Consider the following 17240-nt stretch of genomic DNA (forward strand, 5'->3'; position numbering starts at 1 on the left):
TCCCGCGAGGGAAGCTAAACCTGCAAGGCTCGATCGAACCGACACCAAACCTCGTGCCGCGTCGTAAGCCGGTGACCTCCGACAATCCACCTGTGGATCGGCACATCGAGGATTGGTCATGTCCAGAACACCCATTGCGTTCGTTGCGGGCGACATCTCCGCGCTCGCGAAATCCCTGCGCGCCCAGCTACTGGAGCGCACGTCGCCACCGGGTCACGTCGAGTTGCTCAACATTCTCGCGCGTGCGACGGGACACCGGAACTATCAGCATTTCCGCGCAGGTGCGGTCGGCACTCCCGCGGATGACCGTGGGCCGCGGGCGGCCCAAGATGAGGCGGTCGATCTGAGGCGCGTGCAACGCGCGGCGCGACATTTCGACGAACGCGGCAGGCTGCTTCGCTGGCCGGCCCGCCACAACCTGCAGCAGCTGAGCCTCTGGGTGTTGTGGGCCGGTTTCCCGCCGCGGTGCAGTCTGGCCGAGGTGGAAGTGAAGACGCTGTTGAATTGCCAGCATGCCTTCGGCGATGATGCCTTGCTTCGCCGCGCGCTGTGTGATCACGGCCTGGTCGTCCGCACCTCCGATGGGCGAGAGTATCGCCGGATCGAACGTCGGCCGCCAACGGAGGCTGCCGCGCTTCTGCGTTACCTCAAGGCCGGCGCAGCAGGGCGACCGGAAGCCGCGACATGACCTTGGATCCAGACGCATTGCCGCTCGCTGGGCCTGCTCCGGTCTTGGTGACGACTTCCCGCGGCACGATCCAGTGCGCAATCGCGGGCGAGGGGCCGGCCATCCTGGCCGTCCATGGCGGCATGGGTGGTCACGACCAGTCGTGGCTGCTGGCGCGCGCCCTCGCGAGGACGCTTGGGGGCAAGCGCGTGGTGGCCGTGTCCCGCCCCGGCTATCTCGGCTCGTCCCTCGAGCTTGGCGCGTCACCCGACGAACAGGCCGATGTCTACGGCGCGCTGCTCGATGCAGTCGGGATTTCGACCGTGGCGATCGTCGCGGTCTCCGCAGGCGGCCCCTCGGCGCTGCAATTTGCCGCGCGGCATCCCTCGCGCTGCCGCGCGCTGGTGCTGATCTCGGCCTGCACGGGCACGCTGCAAACCCCGCCCGAAATAGCCGCGCGCCTGCGCATGATGCGCCAGCTTGCGCGTCTTCCCGGACTGCCTCGCGTCCTCAGGTGGCGGGCGGAGCGAAATCCGCAAGCCGGTGCGCGCCGCTCCATCCCCGATGACGCCATGCGTGAACGCACCTTGCGCCATCCGGCGGCGGGTCCGCTGTTCGGCGCCTTGCAGTCGAGCGTGTTTCGGCATCTGGATGCGCGGCTTCCAGGGACCATCAACGACATCGCGCAGTTTGCCGCGCTGGGACAGTTGCCCGCGGGATCGATCTCGGCGCCCGCCCTCGTCGTGCATGGCCGCGCCGACAACGTCGTGCCGTTCTCGCATGCCGAGAATGTTTGCCGGGCAATTCCACAGGCGAAGCTGCTGGCGCTTCCTGATGGCGGCCACGTGTCGCTGTTCACGCATCTGGACGCCGTGCGGGAAGAAGCCGCACCGCTTCTGGACGCACGCGCCGGCGTTCCATCGCACCCTCATCGTGTCGAGGATTTAAATGAAAGCAACACTGCTCGAGCCTGACGGCTACACCCGCTCGCCGTGGAAGAACGGCGGCGGCATCTTCACCGACATCGCGGACGCTCATCGCGATGCGCCCCAGAAGACCTGGGACAGCCTGCTGTGGCGATTTGCCTCGACGCCGATCGTGGCGCCCGGTCCGTTCTCCTATATGCCCGGTATCGACCGCTTGCAGATGGTCGTGGACGGGCGCGGGCTGGTGCTGAAGTCGCCCACGCAGGAATTCGACGAACGTGAACCTTTTACGACCGTGCGCTTCACCGGCGAGCTCGAGATCGTCACCGAGCTCGAAGCCGGTCCCGTCGAGGTCGTGAACCTCATGGCGCGGCGCGGTGCGGCGGAGATCGATCTCCTTGCGCTCAGGGAGCCTGGCGAGCGGCCGCTCGCGGTGGGCACCCATCTCGTCTACGCCGCGCGCGGCGAATGCCGCATCCGTCTCGATGACGAGAATTTTACGATTCCCGACGAGGGCACGCTGAAGGTCGAGCTGACGGAGCCGGCGATGCTCGCGCTCGTCTCGGGCCTCGCAGTGCTGGGATCGATCCGGCTGCTCGCTTAGGCGGCCGTTGCACCTATCGCCTGTTGCGCACAATCCGTGCAACTGGCCAGGTTGACGCCGCCGGCCCGGAGCATGATATCTGCTTCGCAACGGACCGCAGCTCGAGGGGCAGAATATGAACGCGCCAGACAACCTTGCCCCCACGCCTGCCGACGGCGTCATCGACTGGCTGACCAACGGCACGCGCGACGAGCGCTTCATCGACGACATCTTCGCGCAGATGTGCATCCGCCTCCAGCAGGCTGGCATTCCCGTGAAGCGGGCGACGCTCCACGTGTTGATCAATCATCCGCAGTGGCTCGGGGCCCGCATGATGTGGTCCGACGGGAGCCGCGAGGCTGAGATTGCGCTGGTCGACTACGAGGTTCGCGAGCGGCCCGAATATATCGGCAGCGCCGCCCACGAGATCCATGAGGGCGCCACCGAGCTGCGCGAGAGGCTCGAACGGGATCCCTCGCTCGGTCGCAAGCACGCCCTCTATGACGAGATGCGCGCCAAGGGCCTCACCGACTATGTCGCCTGGCCGCTCTACCATACGCTCGGCAAGCGGCACATCGTCACCTTCGCGACCGACCGGCCCGGCGGTTTCGACGATGCGCACATCGCCGGCCTCAAGAAGCTGCTGCCGGTGCTGGCGCTGGTCAGCGAGATCCGCATCAAGAACCGCCTGGCGCGGACCCTGCTGGAGACCTATGTCGGCTCCCATGCCGGCGAGCTGATCCTGGCCGGTGCCACAAGGCGCGGCACCGGCACGACGGTGCGCGCCGCGATCATGATCTGCGACCTCCGGGATTTCACCAAGATCTCCGACAATTGGCCGCGCGACGACGTCATCGACCTGCTCAACGACTATTTCGATGCGATGTCGGAGCCGATTGCGCGTCACGGCGGCGAGATCCTGAAATTCATCGGAGACGGACTGCTCGCCATTTTCCCGCTCAGCGCGCCCGACGCCTGCGCAAACCTGCTGCATGCCGTGACCGAGGCCCGGCAGGCCATGGCCGCGCTGAACGAACGGAACAGCGGCACCGGCCGCGCGCCGCTGAACTACGGCATCGGCGTCCACGTCGGCGACGTCATGTACGGCAATATCGGATCGACCAGCCGGCTCGACTTCACCGTGATCGGCCCGGCCGTCAACATGGCCTCCCGCCTGGAGGCGCTGACCAAGACGATCGGCAAGAAGGTGCTGCTGTCACGCGCGTTCGCCGAGTTGGTGGAGAAGCAGTTCGCCCTGGAGCATGTCGGCCAGCACGAGGTGCGCGGCTTCAGCGAGCCGATCGACCTGTTTGCGTATCCGGAGTGAGCCGCGAACGGCTGCCGCAGAACGAGATCTATTTGCGGTTCGCTCCGGTCGAGCCGGAATTCGGCATGGCCTGCTGGCCGCCCTGGGTCTGCCGGGAGGGGTCGTTGTCGCCCGGTCGCATCGTCGATGATTTGGCGGGTGCGCTCGCGCCCCCGCTGTTGTTGTCGGAGGACGTGTTGAGGCCGGAGGCTCCTGCTCCGGTCGCACCGCCAGTCCCGGTGGAATCGATGCTCGACCCGGTTCTGGACGCACCGGCGCCTTGCGCCAGGGCGGTCGAGTGAGACGCGAGAGCCGCAATCAGCCCCGCGAGAACAAGTGCTTTCATGTCCGCTCCATGGGTTGGCGTCAGGCGGGCCCCGGCTCGGCGGTCCGGGGGCGGGGGTCGAGCCGAGGCCGCCATTTGCCGGAATTGTGAACCCCGGCGCAGGCCAATGCGCGGGGATCCCGCGGTGTTCCTATTGCTGATCAACCGCGACGTGATGCCGCTGAATCAGGCCGACCAGCGATCCTGCTCTTCCCGGTGCGCGTGCTCGTTCAGCCGCTCGGCGATCTCATGCGCGATCTGCTCCGATTCGGCCTCGGCGACGTGCTCGCCCTTGTGGGTCTTCAGCTTGTCCTTGTCGGCTTCGATCGGGAAGTCGTCGGGCTTCAGCTCGTTGTCCTTGCTCATGGCGCGCCTCACGGTCTCCTGGAGCATGATCCGGAAAAGTGCGCAGCGGCCTTCCGAAAAGACCATGCTCGAACAATAACCCGAAGCGCGAGAATGGCGATTCACGACCCATCGCGCTTTAGGTAGGGAAACTCGCTTGAAGGCCGATCGTTGCGTCGAAGGTGAGATGCCGATCGACGCAGCAAGGTCAGGCGCCGCCAACGGCCCGGGTGATGGTGCCGCTCCCACCGCAGGCGGCGCACGGAGCGCCGTCAATGCGCCCCTTGCCGTGACACTCGGGACAGACGTCTTCGCCAGTGCCAATTGTCCCGGGCGGGGCTTCATCGCCGGGATTGAGCGCTGGCTGTGTCCCGTTCCTTGCGGCTTGCGCCTCGGAAGCCTTCGTCTTGGTCATCTGCACCTCCTCGAAAAGACCGCAACGCGCCTTGCCGCAGGAAGTGCCAATCGGGGCGCGGCACCAAGGTCCGCGCCCTGAGGATCAATCGTTCATGGCCGTGCCGTGTAAGCGCCAGGAAGCGGGAACCGCGCTGCCTGTTCCATCTATTTCTCGACCGCCCCGGACCAGTCCTTGAAGCCGCCGACGTTGTAGACCTTCTCGTAGCCCATGTCCTTGAGCAGCTTGCCGGCGAGCGCCGATCGGCCGCCGGATGCGCAGTAGAGAATCACGGTCTTGGCCTTGTCGAACGCCTTGTCGTGGGAGGGCGACTCCGGATCGGCGCGAAATTCCAGCATTCCGCGCGAGACATGCACGGCGCCCGCGATCTTGCCGCTGGCGGAGACTTCCGGCGCGTCGCGGACGTCCACCACGAGCGTGTCGCCGTTCTTGATCATCTCGGCCGCCTGCTCCGACGTGATCTTCGGCACCGCCGCGTTCGCAGCTTCCAGCATTTGCTTGACACTCGTTGCCATGGGTCCTCTCTGGGTTGTCTCTCGTGCCACCCCCACGGGAGGATAGCACATCGATTTTGGCCGCGCCTCCTCCACGTCGGGGACGCAGAGCCGCGCAAGCAGGCGTTTGACAGGCGCTTCGCGTTCAGGCTGCGCGTCGTGCGGATGCGCAATCGAGGGCGCCTTGTTGAAAGAGATTGCCACGCAGGACCGGTAAGCTGGTTTCAATGGCGGCTCAGACCACGAATGCCGCTACATCGGGAGGCGAGGCAAGCCCGGTGCAACGGAAGAGGTGATCGGCGACATCAGGCGCGACAGCGCGAGGAGACGTCAATGCCTACCTGCTCTGGAAATCTTCATGGTCGAACCGGACGCTGCGCCGTCTGCGACGGCCAATTCGGTCTCATCAGGTATTACGCATGGCGCAAGCCTCTTTGCTCGAAGAAGTGCGTCGAACGTTTCGCGGCGCGCCGTCAGGACGACGGCGGTTGGATCGGCCGGTTCCCGATCGCCTTCAACATGCCTCCAGAGAACCGAGTGAGGATCCCATGACGCTGCAGATGTCAGGACGAAGCAAGCAATATATGGAAACGGCACAAAGCCTGCTGCGTGCGGCCCGCGGCATGACCGACGAGGTGGTTGCAACGCGGCTGAAGCTGCTGGCCGACGACTACCAGCGGCGCGCCGAAAAGGCCTCGAGCACGGATGCGGCCCGGTCCGTAAAACGCCCGGCGGCGAAAGCGGAATACGATTGGCCGCAGGAGCTCGCGTGAATGATCAGGATCATTGCCGTGCTCTGCAGTCTTTCCTCTCCGACGGATTGCCATGAACAGGTCGTTACGACCTCGGACTTCGCCGACGTGACGATGCAGTCCTGCCTGATGGGCGCGCCGCAGCTCGCCGCATGGATGGCGCAGCATCCGGCCGAACGCCTGGCCGCATGGCGCTGCACGATCGGCAGGCAGAGCGGCGGCAGAGGAATTTAGGTTGCGGGCATAGTCTCGGCCGGCGGCATGGCGGTTGGCAGCACTGTTGCCAACGCCGGGTTGTGCGACTAGCTTTTACGAAAGCTACGCAAACGGTCTTTGGCCGCACGTTCATGCCGAAATTCCTTCGCATCGGTGTCCATCAGTCGAACGTCTCCGGATACACGTCGAAGGCGTGGTGTGTCAGGCGCGTTGGCTCGGCAGTCTTCCTGAAGTGGGGCGCCGTGGAGGTGCATGGCGCTGGTGCCGGGCGCAAGGTGTATTGGTCGCGTCTGCCGCAGGAGAAGACCGTCCGTTGCCGCACCGCGCAGCGCGCGCAGGACTACACCAAAGCCGCGATCGCGCGGCGCCGCAATCATCGCTATGAGCCGCTGACCGGGCCCATCGCGAACCGGCGCCCCTCGGCTGCACGCAACGCCGAGCTCAGGCAGGCGCTCGCCACCATCCTGATCGTGGACATCGTCGGCTCCACCGCGAAAGCCGCCAAGCTCGGCGATGCCCGCTGGACCAAGGTGATGGGCCATTACTACGCCGCCGTCCGCAAGGAGCTGAAGACGTGCGGCGGCAAGGAGGTCGTGACCACCGGCGACGGCGTGCTCGCGACGTTCAGGAAGCCGGCCGCCGCCATCGCTTGCGCGACCGCGATCCAGAAGGCCATGCGCACGCTCGGCCTCGAGATCCGGGTCGGCCTGCACGCCGGCGAATACACCATCAGCGGCGGTGAAATGGTCGGCCTCGCCTTCCACATCTGCACCCGCCTCGCCGCGAAGGCGCGCGCGGGCGAGGTGCTGGTGTCGAGCGCGGTGAAGGAGCTGGTGAGGACGCAGTCCGCGATCAGCCTGACGGATCACGGCGTGCACCGGCTCAAGGGCGTGCCGGAAAGGTGGAGGCTGTGGCGGGTGGAGGGGTGAGGGAGGGGCCGAGGCGTAAATCTCGTCTCCCCGGCGAGAGCGCGGCGCGACGGCACCTCGGGTGACGACCGTCCGTGCGATCAGTTGAACTGCTCGTCCGGCGCAATGGCGTTGGCTCTATAAGAGCCAGCTGCGCCCGGTTAGAGGGCTCCGGATAATCGAATTTCCGCTTTTATGCTGGCGAAACTGTCCCGCAAATAAGCGGCAAACGGGCGCCTTCCCGCGTCCTGGCTCCAACGGTCGATCGCAAGGCGAAAGGCACCAATGGAGATCATCGCAACAAGGCGGAGTGCCGGCCGTCGCTTGGGCTGCGGCCACATCGCGCAGAGCGCATCGAAGACCGCCTGTTCCTGTTGTGCGTACTTGGTGGCCTCTCGCGCGCGAAGCGTCTCATTGGCGCGGATGAACCGGTCGATCTCCATCATTTGCTTGCGAGCCTGAACGCTCTCGTAGGACGCCGTGAGCGCCACCAACGCATTCTTTACTGCTTCGAGTGGCGTCTGTTTGGTTGATTGCTCCAAAATGGCTCGCCGTATGGTTTCGGCAAGGCCGCTTTGCCACACCAGAATGATCTCTTCCTTTGATTTGAAATAATAGAAGAAGGTCCGGCGCGAAATTCCGGCCTCCTCGGCGATGGCGTCAAGCGTCGTCGCCTCATAGCCATTTCGAAGGAACAGCCTTAGCCCGGTGTCCGCGATGCGTCGCAACGTTTCGCGGCGCTTCTGCTCCCTCAGTCCTTCCTTCTTGGGAGATGCGTCCTCTCCGGCCTTCTTCGACACGAAACTGCCTCATTCAAAATTACACTCAGTGCGATTAATTTTCGCATCAAGTGCGAAATTACTGCATGTGGAGTCGCGCAGCAAGGCTCGGCCGGTTCGGGACATCCAAGACCAGGCGAAGTGGATCAAGATGACTGCAGACAAGGATGGCTTGGTGAACGATCGGGATGCCGATGCCTCGAACTGCGATTTCCATGGAACCAAGCCAGGTTCGGTGCAACCGGCGACCGGGAATGATCAGCGTATGGACAGCTCCGGCAATGTCGAGCTTCTTCGCCGCATTCCCGCCGGTTACGTCGCTTCCGGCTACCGCGGAAACGCGATGCACCGGCATCGCCGTACAATTGGCATATCTCGCACGAGCCTGCGAACCGTTGCCCGGCATGGACGTGACGTGCGAGCCGGTCGTGGCGCCGAGGGTCGCCTCGACGACGTATTGCATGCCTCGTCCAGGGAGCGTGACGAGCGTCGATTCGTTGGTCGGAGCCTTGCCAGCGCCGTCAGGGCAATACGGTCGCCGTACCTCGGCAACTTTGGCGTTCTCATTCTGCTGTGCGTCATCTCCTTCCATCCCTGTTTCGATCTGGCGAACGTCGTTTCAGGCAGCTTCTTGTGCCTCGGTGCGAAGGCGGCGTTCGCCGCGACCGTTAATCTCGTCGTGAACGAGTGGACCCCGACGATTCAGGCCTTTCTGGCCGGGCGCCTCTTGCGCTGGATTGGTCTTAGCCTGCTTCTCGCGCTGCTTCCTGCGCTGACGGTCATTCGCGCCGGGATGCTCGCGAAGGTGCGGTCATCGGTCACGCTCCTGCTTGTTCGGCTGCGAGGCGTCCTGAACGCTTCGCTGCGGCCACTGAAGCGCGCGGCGCCGCAAGGCCGCGGCGCAGGCGCCGTTCACGAGAAGGTCAACACGCCCGGGCGGCACGAAGCTTGAAAATTACACTCAGTGTAATTTAATGGGCTGGATATGATGTTGTGCCCTGGGAGATGGCCCGATGCCCGGCTGGAGTGCGAGCGATATTCCGTCACAGCGGGGGCGATCCGCCGTCGTGACAGGTACGGGCGGGCTGGGTTACGAAGACGCGCTCGCGTTGGCGCGTGCGGGCGGCGAGGTGATCATTGCTGGCCGCAATGCCTCCAAGGGAGCCGATGCCGTCGCGCGGATCCGATCCCGTCAGCCGAAGGCCAATGTTCGGTTCGAACTGCTCGATCTTGCGGATCTTCATTCGGTTCGGGCCTTCGGCTCCCGTTTGCGCGCCGAACGAGACAGTCTCGACCTGCTCATCAACAATGCCGCGGTCATGACGCCGCCCATGCGGCAAGTGACGGCCGACGGGTTCGAGCTGCAGTTCGGCACCAACCACCTTGGTCATTTCGCGCTGACGGCGGAGCTTCTCCCGCTCCTGCGAAAGGGCGTCGAGGCCCGTGTCGTCACCGTGTCCAGCGTGGCCGCCCGCGACGGTGCGATCGCGTTCGACAATTTGCAGGCTGAGCGTTGGTACAAGCCGATGCCGATCTACGGCCAGTCCAAGCTCGCGAACCTGATGTTTGCGTTCGAGCTGCAGCGGCGGAGCCGGACATGCGGCTGGGGCATCACCAGCGTTGCGGCCCATCCCGGCGTATCGCGAACCGACCTGATTCCGAACGGTGCCGGCAGAATGAGCCTCGCCGGTCTGGCGCGAACTGCCTTGTGGTTCCTGTTCCAGCCGCCGGCGCAAGGTGCGTTGCCGACGCTGTTTGCGGCGACGTCGCCGGACATCGTCCCCGGCGGCTACTACGGTCCGGACAAGCTCGGCGAAACGCGCGGTTCGCCGTCCGTGGCGCGCGTGCCGCCGCAGGCCGATGACGACGCGGTGGCCTCTCGCCTCTGGGATGTCTCGACAAGACTGACCGGCGCGAGCTTCGCGACGGAGTCCTATCCCACCACGGCGAGGAAAGACACATGCACTTCTCGCGGCGTTGCGCAGGCATGATCCGCCTTGCGCTATCCGGGCTCGGCGCCTGCTGGGCCTTGCTGGCCATTCCGGGCCCGGCGGCGGCAGATGGCGATATTCGCGCCTCATACGCCGTCACGCTCGTCGGCCTGCCGCTCGCGAACGCGACGCTGGATCTGGCGGTCCGCGGCAACATCTACACGGCGCGCGTCACCTATCAGAGCACCGGAGCAACCAGGCTGTTGAGCGATGCGGCCGGCGTGGCGGCATCCAGCGGCGCCTACAGGGACGGCCGCCTGATCCCCGCAGGCTTCGATCTCGATTATCGGAATGGCCGACGCAGGCAAAAGGTCACCCTCGGCATGGCCGAGGGCGTCGTCAAGACAATGACGATCGATCCTCCGCTCGCGTTGACGTCGGATCAGCCTGCGATCGAACCAAGACACCTCAACGCCATTGCCGATCCCCTGAGCGCTCTTCTCATCCCGGCCGGGCGGGGTGAAGCCAAGGCGCAGGCGGATGCCTGCGATCGGACCTTGCCGATTCTCGACGGCTTGCGGCGCTATGACATTCGCCTCGAGCCGCACGCCACAGGTTCCACCGACCGGAAAGGCTTCCTGGGGCCGACGACGATCTGCCGCGTCGTGCTGAAGCCATTGGCCGGAATGATCGGCGAAGGCGCAAATGCAAGGGCGGCAGGTGCCGATGCGAGTCAGATCGAGGTCACCTACGGCCGCGCCGTGGCACTTGACCTCCATGTCCCGATCTCGCTTCGCGCCCAAACGCGGTATGGCGCCCTCAACGTTGCCCTGAGGGAATTTGCCGACGACGGTCCGAAACCCGGCGGCTCGCGATGACGTCGAGCAAATGGCCGCATGGCAGGATGAAGCCGAGGACTCCAACATGACCCGTCGAATTCTGGTGCTGATCGCCTTGGGAGTTTACCTGATGAGTGTTCCGGCCAACGCCGCGCCGCCGAACAAGGTGCTCGGCACCTGGAGAATGGTCTCCGCCCGGATCGATCCCGAAGGAAAGAACCTGCCGGCCTATGGCGCGCGGCCGAACGGGCTGCTGACCTTCACGCCGGACATGCACTTCATCGAGGTGCTGACGGATGCGGACATCCCGCGCTTTGCCTCCAACGTGCGGGGCGAGGGCACGGATGCGGAAAACCGCGCCGCCATGGCCGGCAGCATCGGCTTTTTCGGCACCTACACGGTGGACGGGAACGGCGAGTTCAGCGGCAACAAGGTCGAAGGCTGCACGTTCCCGAACTGGGTCGGCAGCGTCCGGACGCGGAAGGAATTGCGCCTGGTGGTCGACGGCGACGTCATGACCGAGAATTTCGAGCGGCCTGACGGCACGAAGATCCGCATCACGTTCGAGCGGGTCCGCTGACGACAGGGCTCTGTCCACACCGCACCCGGCCCAAACTTAAAAAAGCAAGCGATTCACGCCGTTTCCGGCCCAAACTGATCCCGTCGAGGCCCCGCTGCGGCCGGTCGACGGATGCCCGCCGTTTTCTCCACAAGCCATGTCGGAACCCAGGACGGCCGTTCGTCTTGAATCCGTGCCGCCTCGAACCGGAGTTCTGCGTACATGGCCCCCCGCGCCAACTGGAAAGGCTTCCTGAGACTGTCCCTCGTCACCTGTCCCGTGGCGCTCTATCCGGCCACATCCGAGAGCGAGAAGATCTCGTTCAACCAGCTCAACCGGCAGACCGGCCACCGCATCAAATACGTGAAGGTGGATGCGGACACCGGCGACGAGGTGCCGAACGAGGACATCGTCAAGGGCTACGAGCTCGAGAAGGGCCAGTACATCGAGGTCTCGAAGGAAGAGCTCGAGGAGATCGCGCTGGAGTCCACGCGCACGATCGAGATCGACGAGTTCGTTGCGAGGTCCGACATCGACCCGCGCTATTTGATCCGCCCCTATTACATCCGGCCGGACGGCAAGGTCGGCCACGATGCCTTCGCGGTGATCCGCGATACCATCCGCGAGATGGACAAGGTCGCGATCGGGCGCGTGGTGTTGACCAACCGCGAGCACATCATCGCGCTGGAGCCGATGGACAAGGGCCTGGTCGGTACCCTCTTGCGCTACCCCTACGAGGTGCGCGGCGAGCAGGAATATTTCGACGACATCCAGGACGTGAAGATCACCAAGGACATGCTCGATCTCGCCAGGCACATCGTCAACCAGAAGGCCGGACGCTTCACACCCGAAAAGTTCGAGGACCATTACGAGACCGCGCTGATCGAGCTGATCAACGAAAAGCGCGCCGGGAAGGTCATCCGACCGAAGGAGCGGCCGCAGGGAGAGAACGTCGTCGACCTCATGGAGGCGCTGCGCCGGAGCGTCGGCAAGGAAGCCGGCAAGCAGGCCGGGAAGGAGGCCGCGCCCGCGAAGGCTGCCAAGCCGGCGAAGAAGCCGAGGAAGGCGGCGGCAGGCCAGAAGGAGATGCTGATGCCGATCGCCGGCAAGAAGGCGGCCGCTGCCAAGGACTCGTCCGCGAAGAAGCCGGCGGCAGGGGCGCGGCGGAAATCGGCTTGAGCGTGAAGCATCCGGTGACGCCGGACGGACGCACCTTCGTCGTCCGCGGTCGCCTGTGGAGAATGGCCGACCCTGATCTCGCAGACGATGAGCGAGCAAGTCTGGTGAAGCGGCTGATGGCGGCAAGGCGCGCGGTCCGCGACGCCAAGGCGGACGAAGACCCGGACCTGGAGGCGGCCGCGCATCGCGGGGTGGACGAGGTCAAGCGCGCGCTGGGCGAGCGGGGCCCGGTCTGGTGGAAGGACGGCGCGCCGGACTTCAACCGCCACATGGCCAGGACCACGCCTTATGCCGCCTGGTACGCGAAGGTCCTTGCCGCAGGCCTCAAAGGCCCTCGTCAGGGCACTCCGGACACGTATCGCCAATCGAATCGAGGACATCGTTGATCTCCGCGACGGCCTGATCCGCGGAGACGCCGTCCGGTGGATCCTGCCGCGCAAGCGCGACCGCGCGTCGCCGAGCGTGCGGGTCGGCGCGCTCCCTGGCCCAGCCGTGCTCCTCGCATTCGCAAATCGCGCCGGCCTCCTGCAGCACATGGATGGCCCATCCCCTTAAGGTCCGGATCGCCGGCCGTCTTTCTCTGGTCATCAGCATGCGAGATCGCTCCTGCCGGGACGAATCCGTTCGCCCCTCCGCTCGTTCCGGGCGGTTAGCACGGAGCAGGGATTCGCAAACGGCAGGGCTGGGCTTGTCCACCTGTTCCGGCGGGCTGTGGAGAATGCGAGGTGGTGGCGCAGGGTCCGCAATGCGCTGCAAGCATTCGGCGGAGCCAGCAGGTTTCCTCCCGAGGAACCTGATGCTGAGAGCCGGCTTATGTCGACATCGGTTTCGGAGCAAAAGCCATGGCCATAGATGCGTTCGCCGGCACCACGCCCGTGTTTCTCCCTGAGCAGTTCTTCGTCGGTCGCTTGGAAGGATGGGCGGTGGTTGAGAGCCTCGTCGGCGGGCTTCTGAAGCGCGCGTCGATCACGGCTCATGGCGAGCTCGACGCGGACACCGACACTGTCGTCCTGACCGAAACCTACACCTTCGACGACGGCCACAGCGACACGCTGCGCTGGACCATTCACAAGACAGGCGAAGGTCAATACACCGGCCATGAAAATCGCCTGGAAGGTGATGCCACCGGCGAGCAGGCCGGTTGTGCATTCCACTGGAAGTACACGCGCGACACGCCCCAGGGCGATGGGAAGTCGTTCAAGCTGAACTTCGATGACTGGTTCTACGCGATCGATGATCGCGCCTGCATCGTTCGCGGAAGCGCCGGGCGTGCAGGCATCCCGTTCGCGACGGCGCATGTGACGTATCGGAAGGTTTAGGAATCGGCAGGCGGTGACAGCACACTCAGTCCGGGCGAAGCGGCACGGCGCTCGTGCCCTGGCACTTGATTCCGCACCCGCGATGGCCATGCTGACGCTGACCACGAGTGGACCGTGCGGCTTCGTGCTAATCGACTTGCCATCCCTTCGAAATCCGACAGATTGTTAGCACGCCGCTGCGGAAGCGTCAGAGAGAACATGCATGTTGCGATCGAACAGCGGCTGCCGCGGGGTGCGGCAGCAAAGGCAAAGTGTCGTGTGCGGGCCGATCGGCACGGCGATCATGTCCCGCTCCAGCCATTCATTGTAGCGGATAGCGGCATCCGATCCGAGCTTATTTCGATGTCGCCTTCTTTTGCCGCTCGTCTGCAAGGCGATCATAAAGATTCTCCGCGCACGTCTTGATTAGCATTCCAGTCGTGTCCTTGTTTGTGTTGATCAGATCCGCGTAACATCCGTAGTCCAGCTTATAAACGATGAATCGCTCGCCAGCTCTGTGCGCAGATGACATGCTTCGGCTTTTGATATGGAGTGCCCTTCGATCAAATAGACGATCGATAGTCTCGTCCTTCACGCTAACTGGCAGCATGAACGCTCTAGTCCGCCGGGCGCCGATAACCTGATCACGAATCCAATCGAGAAGTTCACTGTTTTCGGGATTGGATTGGATCGCCGAGTACTTATCCTGCTGGAAAAAGACGAGTGCTGAGCTCCGAAGTGTGGGCATCGAAATTGCTTGGTCGTTCGCTTTCTGGGCGGCGACCCCAAGTATGTGCATCGCGTCTCCCGTAGATTATCTGATTGTTCGTAGAGTCCAGAACGTCGAGCAGGGGCCCAACGGCTACAAATGTTTCGGCAATTTCATTGGAATCGATGCGCTCTGCGCGATCTCGAAACCTCATAAAGCATCGGTTTGTGTCAAGCATATCGGGACATCCAGCAAAATCAGGCGCATTATAGGTGACGTTCATTTGTCGTACAGCTCAAAGTTGATTGGAGGCATACCCGCCCAATACGTGCAGGATCCGACGCAACGCGAAGGTTGATTGAAATTGGAAAATCAGCGCCCGAAGGGCGAAGCGTGGTGGGCCCGGCAGGACTCGAACCTGCAACCAGACCGTTATGAGCGGCCGGCTCTAACCATTGAGCTACAGGCCCCGCCGCGAGGCGGCCGCTTCAGGGGCGGCCGGCAACGGTGCGCGGTTCGTTTACAGGGCCTGAGGCGGGGGTGCAATCCTCAAGCGATTTCAAGGCGGAAGAGGCTTCGTTCATGTCAGGAACATGCGTCGCATGGAGGCCCCTGATCGAGGCTCAACGCCGGGGCTGCGCGGAAAAGCGCGGCTCCGCTTGTGGATGCTGGATTTCGGAATAATGGCATTATGCCACTGTTTTGCCCGACAAGTCAAAGCGCCAAAAGCGCCCCAAGGGGGTGCCAGTCGTCTGCGCTTTGCTAAGCCCCTGTGATTGCTCAATTCGTCTACTGTGCATGGGGTTGTTTTCGCACTTTTGTTTGAGAGGGCCTTTTGGCCCCCTCAAATGTCGTGCCGGCGGGCGACGCTACGTGCCGCGGCTCGCCGTTGCTAGTCCACCGAGACCCCGGCGAACTCGACCACCTTGCGCCACTTCGCGGTCTCGCCCGCGACCAGCTTGCCGAACTCGGCCGGCGTCATCGGCTTGGGGATGCCGCCGGTCTCGGCGAGCTTCGCGACCAGCTTCGGGTCCTTCAGCGCTTCGCCGACGGCCTTGTTGAGGATCTCGATCACCTCGGGCGGGGTGCCCTTCGGCGCGGAGATGCCGTAGAAGCCGACCGATTCGAAGCCCGGCACGGTCTCGGCGATCGCGGGCACGTCGGGCACGCTCGGCCAGCGCTGCGGCGAGGTGACGCCGAGCGCGCGGACAGTGCCACCTTTCACCTGCTCCATGGCCGAGGGCAGATTGTCGAAGATAAGCTGCACCTTGTTGGAGATGATGTCGGGGAAGGCGACGGCCGAGCCGCGATAGGGAACGTGCACCATGTCGCACTTCGTCATCACCTTGAACAGCTCGGCCGACATGTGCACCGAGGTGCCGTTGCCGGACGATGCGAAGGAGATCTTGCCGGGATTGGCCTTGCAATAATCGATGAACTCCTGAACCGTCTTGGGAGGAAACGCGTTGGAGACGACCAGCATGTTGGTGAGCTGCATGATGCTCGCGACCGGCACGGTGTCGCGCAGGAAGTCGAACGGCAGCTTCTTGTAGAGCGAGGTCGAGATCGCGTTGTTGGGCGCGACGAACAGCAGCGTGTAGCCGTCCGGCGGCGAGGAGATCGCGGCGGCGGCGGCGATGTTGCCGCCGGAGCCGGTGCGGTTCTCGACGATGACCTGCTGCCCGAGCCGCTCCGACAGCCACTGCGCCATGATCCGCGCCACGATGTCGACCGGGCCGCCGGCGGAGAAGCCGATCAGCCAGTGGATGGGGCGGTCGGGATAGGCGGCGGAGGCGGGTGGTGTGGCGCTGAAAAGACCCAAGAGAACTGCGAGCCCGAACAAACCGTTACGCAAAGTCCGCAACATGATGCCTCCCATTGATTTATTGTCGTTGGACTGCATGCTTTCACAAAATCGGGTCGCTGCCTACATCGTCGCAAGTCGGTGTTGACGCGGGTCCGCCAGGAGCGACCATGAGATTCGCGATGATCCTCGTCAGTGCGGCGCTGCTCGCCAGCCCGGCTGCCGCCCAAACCGGAGGCACGGCCATTCCGACCGCGACGCCCAGCCTGACGATCAGCTTGGGCACCGCGACGCCGGGCGGCGGCTTCCCGCTCTACGGCAACGCCTTTGCCGAGGTGATGAACGCGGCCGACCCGCAAATGTCCATCGCGCCCCGCAACACCAGGGGCAGCAACGAGAACATCCCGCTCCTGGAGAAGGGCGAACTCGATCTCGCGCTGGTCGCGGGCGAGCCGGCCTATGAGGCCTTTGCCGGCATCGGCCGCGCACCCGTGCGGCTGAAGATCCTCACCGCGATCTATTCCAACCCCGGCATGTTCGTGGTGCGCGCGGACAGTCCCTACAGGACGATCCGCGATCTCGTCGGCCAGCCCGTCGCGTTCGGCGCGAAGGGCTCGGGCCTGCCGATCCTGGCGCGCTACGTGCTGGATGGGCTCGGCCTGAAGCAGGACGAGGACTTTAGGGCAGTTTATCTCGACCGCGCCGGCGACGGCCCGGCGATGGTCGAGGACGGAAGCGTCGCCGCGCTGTGGGGCGCCGGCATCGGCTGGCCCGGCTTTGCCGCGGTGGCCTCGAGCGCGTCAGGTGCGCGCTTCATCGCGCCTGATGTTGAAGAGATGACGCGCATCCGCGCCAAGCATGCGTTCCTCAAGCCGCTGCTCGTGCCGGCGGGCAGCTATCCGAACCAGACCGCGCCGATCGCCTCGCTGGGGTCGTGGAGCTTCGTGCTGACGCGCGAGGATCTGCCCGACGATGTCGCCTATCGCCTCGCGAAGACGCTGCACGGCGTCGAGGCGACGTTCTGCAAGAAGCTCGCCCAGGCCTGCGAGACGACGGCGTCGAACACGCTCGCGGCCGCGCCGAGGGTGGAGCTGATCCATCCCGGCGTGATGAAGTATTTCCGCGAGATCGGCGTGGTGAAGTGATTGTCGCGTAAGCGACCGTCATTCCGGGATGGTCCGAAGGACCAGACCCGGAATCTCGAG

General features: G+C 64.4%; 22 protein-coding genes and 1 tRNA gene. 15 read left to right on the forward strand and 8 right to left on the reverse strand.

Translation table 11 applies throughout. From position 1 onward, the window contains the following. Window positions 1–118: 118 nt before the first annotated feature. The 4 genes from ACYCVF_RS08625 to ACYCVF_RS08640 all read left to right on the forward strand — a co-directional run bounded on the left by ACYCVF_RS08625 (window position 119) and on the right by ACYCVF_RS08640 (window position 3503). The gene (locus tag ACYCVF_RS08625) at window positions 119–688 is read left to right on the forward strand and encodes a DUF2087 domain-containing protein (RefSeq protein ID WP_459603395.1); all 570 of its coding nucleotides are present in this window, start codon (window positions 119–121) and stop codon (window positions 686–688) included. Then, window positions 685–1641, forward strand: coding sequence for an alpha/beta fold hydrolase (locus ACYCVF_RS08630; RefSeq protein WP_459602994.1), 957 nt, complete (start codon window positions 685–687; stop codon window positions 1639–1641). The genes ACYCVF_RS08625 and ACYCVF_RS08630 overlap by 4 nt, the downstream gene beginning before the upstream one ends. After that, entirely contained in the window at window positions 1616–2197 is a 582-nt protein-coding gene (locus tag ACYCVF_RS08635) for a HutD/Ves family protein (protein ID WP_459602992.1), read from the forward strand. Before ACYCVF_RS08630 ends, ACYCVF_RS08635 begins: the two co-directional genes overlap by 26 nt. 115 nt (window positions 2198–2312) lie before the next feature. Continuing rightward, window positions 2313–3503 carry an adenylate/guanylate cyclase domain-containing protein gene (locus ACYCVF_RS08640; RefSeq protein WP_459602990.1) on the forward strand — a complete coding sequence of 397 codons (1191 nt, stop codon included), beginning with the start codon at window positions 2313–2315 and terminating at the stop codon, window positions 3501–3503. 28 nt (window positions 3504–3531) lie between these two features. Here the strand turns inward: ACYCVF_RS08640 and ACYCVF_RS08645 are convergent, their stop codons facing one another. The 3 genes from ACYCVF_RS08645 to ACYCVF_RS08655 all read right to left on the reverse strand — a co-directional run bounded on the left by ACYCVF_RS08645 (window position 3532) and on the right by ACYCVF_RS08655 (window position 5082). Beyond that, entirely contained in the window at window positions 3532–3828 is a 297-nt protein-coding gene (locus tag ACYCVF_RS08645; protein ID WP_459602988.1) for a hypothetical protein, read from the reverse strand. 165 nt (window positions 3829–3993) lie between these two features. Continuing rightward, the gene (locus ACYCVF_RS08650; protein ID WP_459602986.1) at window positions 3994–4173 is read right to left on the reverse strand and encodes a hypothetical protein; all 180 of its coding nucleotides are present in this window, start codon (window positions 4171–4173) and stop codon (window positions 3994–3996) included. Between the two features lie 540 nt (window positions 4174–4713). After that, window positions 4714–5082 carry a rhodanese-like domain-containing protein gene (locus ACYCVF_RS08655; RefSeq protein ID WP_459602984.1) on the reverse strand — a complete coding sequence of 123 codons (369 nt, stop codon included), beginning with the start codon at window positions 5080–5082 and terminating at the stop codon, window positions 4714–4716. A gap of 527 nt (window positions 5083–5609) precedes the next feature. On the opposite strand from ACYCVF_RS08655, the gene ACYCVF_RS08660 reads away from it, so the two are divergent. The 3 genes from ACYCVF_RS08660 (at window position 5610) to ACYCVF_RS08670 (ending at window position 6958) form a co-directional block, all read left to right on the forward strand. After that, window positions 5610–5834: a hypothetical protein gene (locus ACYCVF_RS08660; RefSeq protein WP_459602982.1), complete on the forward strand. Its 225-nt coding sequence runs from the start codon at window positions 5610–5612 to the stop codon at window positions 5832–5834. Then, window positions 5835–6047: a hypothetical protein gene (locus tag ACYCVF_RS08665; RefSeq protein WP_459602980.1), complete on the forward strand. Its 213-nt coding sequence runs from the start codon at window positions 5835–5837 to the stop codon at window positions 6045–6047. A 113-nt stretch (window positions 6048–6160) separates the two neighbouring features. Further along, the gene (locus ACYCVF_RS08670; protein WP_459602978.1) at window positions 6161–6958 is read left to right on the forward strand and encodes an adenylate/guanylate cyclase domain-containing protein; all 798 of its coding nucleotides are present in this window, start codon (window positions 6161–6163) and stop codon (window positions 6956–6958) included. Window positions 6959–7098: 140 nt separating this feature from the next. Here the strand turns inward: ACYCVF_RS08670 and ACYCVF_RS08675 are convergent, their stop codons facing one another. Continuing rightward, a complete protein-coding gene (locus ACYCVF_RS08675) occupies window positions 7099–7737 on the reverse strand; it encodes a TetR/AcrR family transcriptional regulator (protein ID WP_459602976.1) in 639 nt (212 codons plus the stop codon). Window positions 7738–7867: 130 nt separating this feature from the next. Here ACYCVF_RS08675 and ACYCVF_RS08680 point away from each other — a divergent pair, with 130 nt between their 5' ends. The 6 genes from ACYCVF_RS08680 (at window position 7868) to ACYCVF_RS08705 (ending at window position 12610) form a co-directional block, all read left to right on the forward strand. Then, a complete protein-coding gene (locus ACYCVF_RS08680; RefSeq protein WP_459602974.1) occupies window positions 7868–8668 on the forward strand; it encodes a hypothetical protein in 801 nt (266 codons plus the stop codon). Window positions 8669–8729: 61 nt separating this feature from the next. Further along, entirely contained in the window at window positions 8730–9707 is a 978-nt protein-coding gene (locus tag ACYCVF_RS08685; RefSeq protein ID WP_459602972.1) for an SDR family oxidoreductase, read from the forward strand. Continuing rightward, a complete protein-coding gene (locus ACYCVF_RS08690) occupies window positions 9677–10525 on the forward strand; it encodes a DUF3108 domain-containing protein (protein ID WP_459602970.1) in 849 nt (282 codons plus the stop codon). The genes ACYCVF_RS08685 and ACYCVF_RS08690 overlap by 31 nt, the downstream gene beginning before the upstream one ends. A 46-nt stretch (window positions 10526–10571) precedes the next feature. Then, the gene (locus ACYCVF_RS08695; RefSeq protein ID WP_459602968.1) at window positions 10572–11066 is read left to right on the forward strand and encodes a lipocalin-like domain-containing protein; all 495 of its coding nucleotides are present in this window, start codon (window positions 10572–10574) and stop codon (window positions 11064–11066) included. Between the two features lie 201 nt (window positions 11067–11267). Then, window positions 11268–12224, forward strand: coding sequence for a non-homologous end joining protein Ku (gene ku, locus ACYCVF_RS08700; protein ID WP_459602966.1), 957 nt, complete (start codon window positions 11268–11270; stop codon window positions 12222–12224). 2 nt (window positions 12225–12226) lie between these two features. Then, complete coding sequence (locus tag ACYCVF_RS08705) at window positions 12227–12610, forward strand: hypothetical protein (RefSeq protein ID WP_459603394.1); 384 nt, start codon at window positions 12227–12229, stop codon at window positions 12608–12610. Here the strand turns inward: ACYCVF_RS08705 and ACYCVF_RS08710 are convergent. Further along, window positions 12549–12818, reverse strand: coding sequence for a hypothetical protein (locus tag ACYCVF_RS08710; RefSeq protein WP_459602964.1), 270 nt, complete (start codon window positions 12816–12818; stop codon window positions 12549–12551). The genes ACYCVF_RS08705 and ACYCVF_RS08710 overlap by 62 nt on opposite strands. Window positions 12819–13066: 248 nt before the next feature. Here ACYCVF_RS08710 and ACYCVF_RS08715 point away from each other — a divergent pair, with 248 nt between their 5' ends. After that, entirely contained in the window at window positions 13067–13543 is a 477-nt protein-coding gene (locus ACYCVF_RS08715; RefSeq protein ID WP_459602962.1) for a DUF3833 family protein, read from the forward strand. A 165-nt stretch (window positions 13544–13708) separates the two neighbouring features. Here the strand turns inward: ACYCVF_RS08715 and ACYCVF_RS08720 are convergent, their stop codons facing one another. The 3 genes from ACYCVF_RS08720 to ACYCVF_RS08730 form a co-directional block, all read right to left on the reverse strand. Next, a complete protein-coding gene (locus tag ACYCVF_RS08720; protein ID WP_459602960.1) occupies window positions 13709–13924 on the reverse strand; it encodes a hypothetical protein in 216 nt (71 codons plus the stop codon). A gap of 701 nt (window positions 13925–14625) precedes the next feature. Continuing rightward, a tRNA-Ile gene (locus ACYCVF_RS08725) sits at window positions 14626–14701 on the reverse strand. Between the two features lie 422 nt (window positions 14702–15123). Continuing rightward, window positions 15124–16098 (reverse strand): Bug family tripartite tricarboxylate transporter substrate binding protein, encoded by a 975-nt coding sequence (locus tag ACYCVF_RS08730; protein ID WP_459602958.1) that lies wholly within the window; start codon window positions 16096–16098, stop codon window positions 15124–15126. A gap of 107 nt (window positions 16099–16205) precedes the next feature. Here ACYCVF_RS08730 and ACYCVF_RS08735 point away from each other — a divergent pair, with 107 nt between their 5' ends. Beyond that, window positions 16206–17180: a TAXI family TRAP transporter solute-binding subunit gene (locus ACYCVF_RS08735; RefSeq protein ID WP_459602956.1), complete on the forward strand. Its 975-nt coding sequence runs from the start codon at window positions 16206–16208 to the stop codon at window positions 17178–17180. Window positions 17181–17240: the final 60 nt, after the last annotated feature.

Source organism: Bradyrhizobium cedriense, from assembly GCF_054602315.1.

Coding starts and splice junctions, on each gene's coding strand:
- ACYCVF_RS08625 (WP_459603395.1), top strand. CDS start 119: ATGTCCAGAACACCCATTGCGTTCGTTGCGGGCGACATCTCCGCGCTC.
- ACYCVF_RS08630 (WP_459602994.1), top strand. CDS start 685: ATGACCTTGGATCCAGACGCATTGCCGCTCGCTGGGCCTGCTCCGGTC.
- ACYCVF_RS08635 (WP_459602992.1), top strand. CDS start 1,616: ATGAAAGCAACACTGCTCGAGCCTGACGGCTACACCCGCTCGCCGTGG.
- ACYCVF_RS08640 (WP_459602990.1), top strand. CDS start 2,313: ATGAACGCGCCAGACAACCTTGCCCCCACGCCTGCCGACGGCGTCATC.
- ACYCVF_RS08645 (WP_459602988.1), bottom strand. CDS start 3,828: ATGAAAGCACTTGTTCTCGCGGGGCTGATTGCGGCTCTCGCGTCTCAC.
- ACYCVF_RS08650 (WP_459602986.1), bottom strand. CDS start 4,173: ATGAGCAAGGACAACGAGCTGAAGCCCGACGACTTCCCGATCGAAGCC.
- ACYCVF_RS08655 (WP_459602984.1), bottom strand. CDS start 5,082: ATGGCAACGAGTGTCAAGCAAATGCTGGAAGCTGCGAACGCGGCGGTG.
- ACYCVF_RS08660 (WP_459602982.1), top strand. CDS start 5,610: ATGACGCTGCAGATGTCAGGACGAAGCAAGCAATATATGGAAACGGCA.
- ACYCVF_RS08665 (WP_459602980.1), top strand. CDS start 5,835: ATGATCAGGATCATTGCCGTGCTCTGCAGTCTTTCCTCTCCGACGGAT.
- ACYCVF_RS08670 (WP_459602978.1), top strand. CDS start 6,161: ATGCCGAAATTCCTTCGCATCGGTGTCCATCAGTCGAACGTCTCCGGA.
- ACYCVF_RS08680 (WP_459602974.1), top strand. CDS start 7,868: ATGACTGCAGACAAGGATGGCTTGGTGAACGATCGGGATGCCGATGCC.
- ACYCVF_RS08685 (WP_459602972.1), top strand. CDS start 8,730: ATGCCCGGCTGGAGTGCGAGCGATATTCCGTCACAGCGGGGGCGATCC.
- ACYCVF_RS08690 (WP_459602970.1), top strand. CDS start 9,677: ATGCACTTCTCGCGGCGTTGCGCAGGCATGATCCGCCTTGCGCTATCC.
- ACYCVF_RS08695 (WP_459602968.1), top strand. CDS start 10,572: ATGACCCGTCGAATTCTGGTGCTGATCGCCTTGGGAGTTTACCTGATG.
- ku (WP_459602966.1), top strand. CDS start 11,268: ATGGCCCCCCGCGCCAACTGGAAAGGCTTCCTGAGACTGTCCCTCGTC.
- ACYCVF_RS08710 (WP_459602964.1), bottom strand. CDS start 12,818: ATGCTGATGACCAGAGAAAGACGGCCGGCGATCCGGACCTTAAGGGGA.
- ACYCVF_RS08715 (WP_459602962.1), top strand. CDS start 13,067: ATGGCCATAGATGCGTTCGCCGGCACCACGCCCGTGTTTCTCCCTGAG.
- ACYCVF_RS08720 (WP_459602960.1), bottom strand. CDS start 13,924: ATGATCGCCTTGCAGACGAGCGGCAAAAGAAGGCGACATCGAAATAAG.
- ACYCVF_RS08730 (WP_459602958.1), bottom strand. CDS start 16,098: ATGTTGCGGACTTTGCGTAACGGTTTGTTCGGGCTCGCAGTTCTCTTG.
- ACYCVF_RS08735 (WP_459602956.1), top strand. CDS start 16,206: ATGAGATTCGCGATGATCCTCGTCAGTGCGGCGCTGCTCGCCAGCCCG.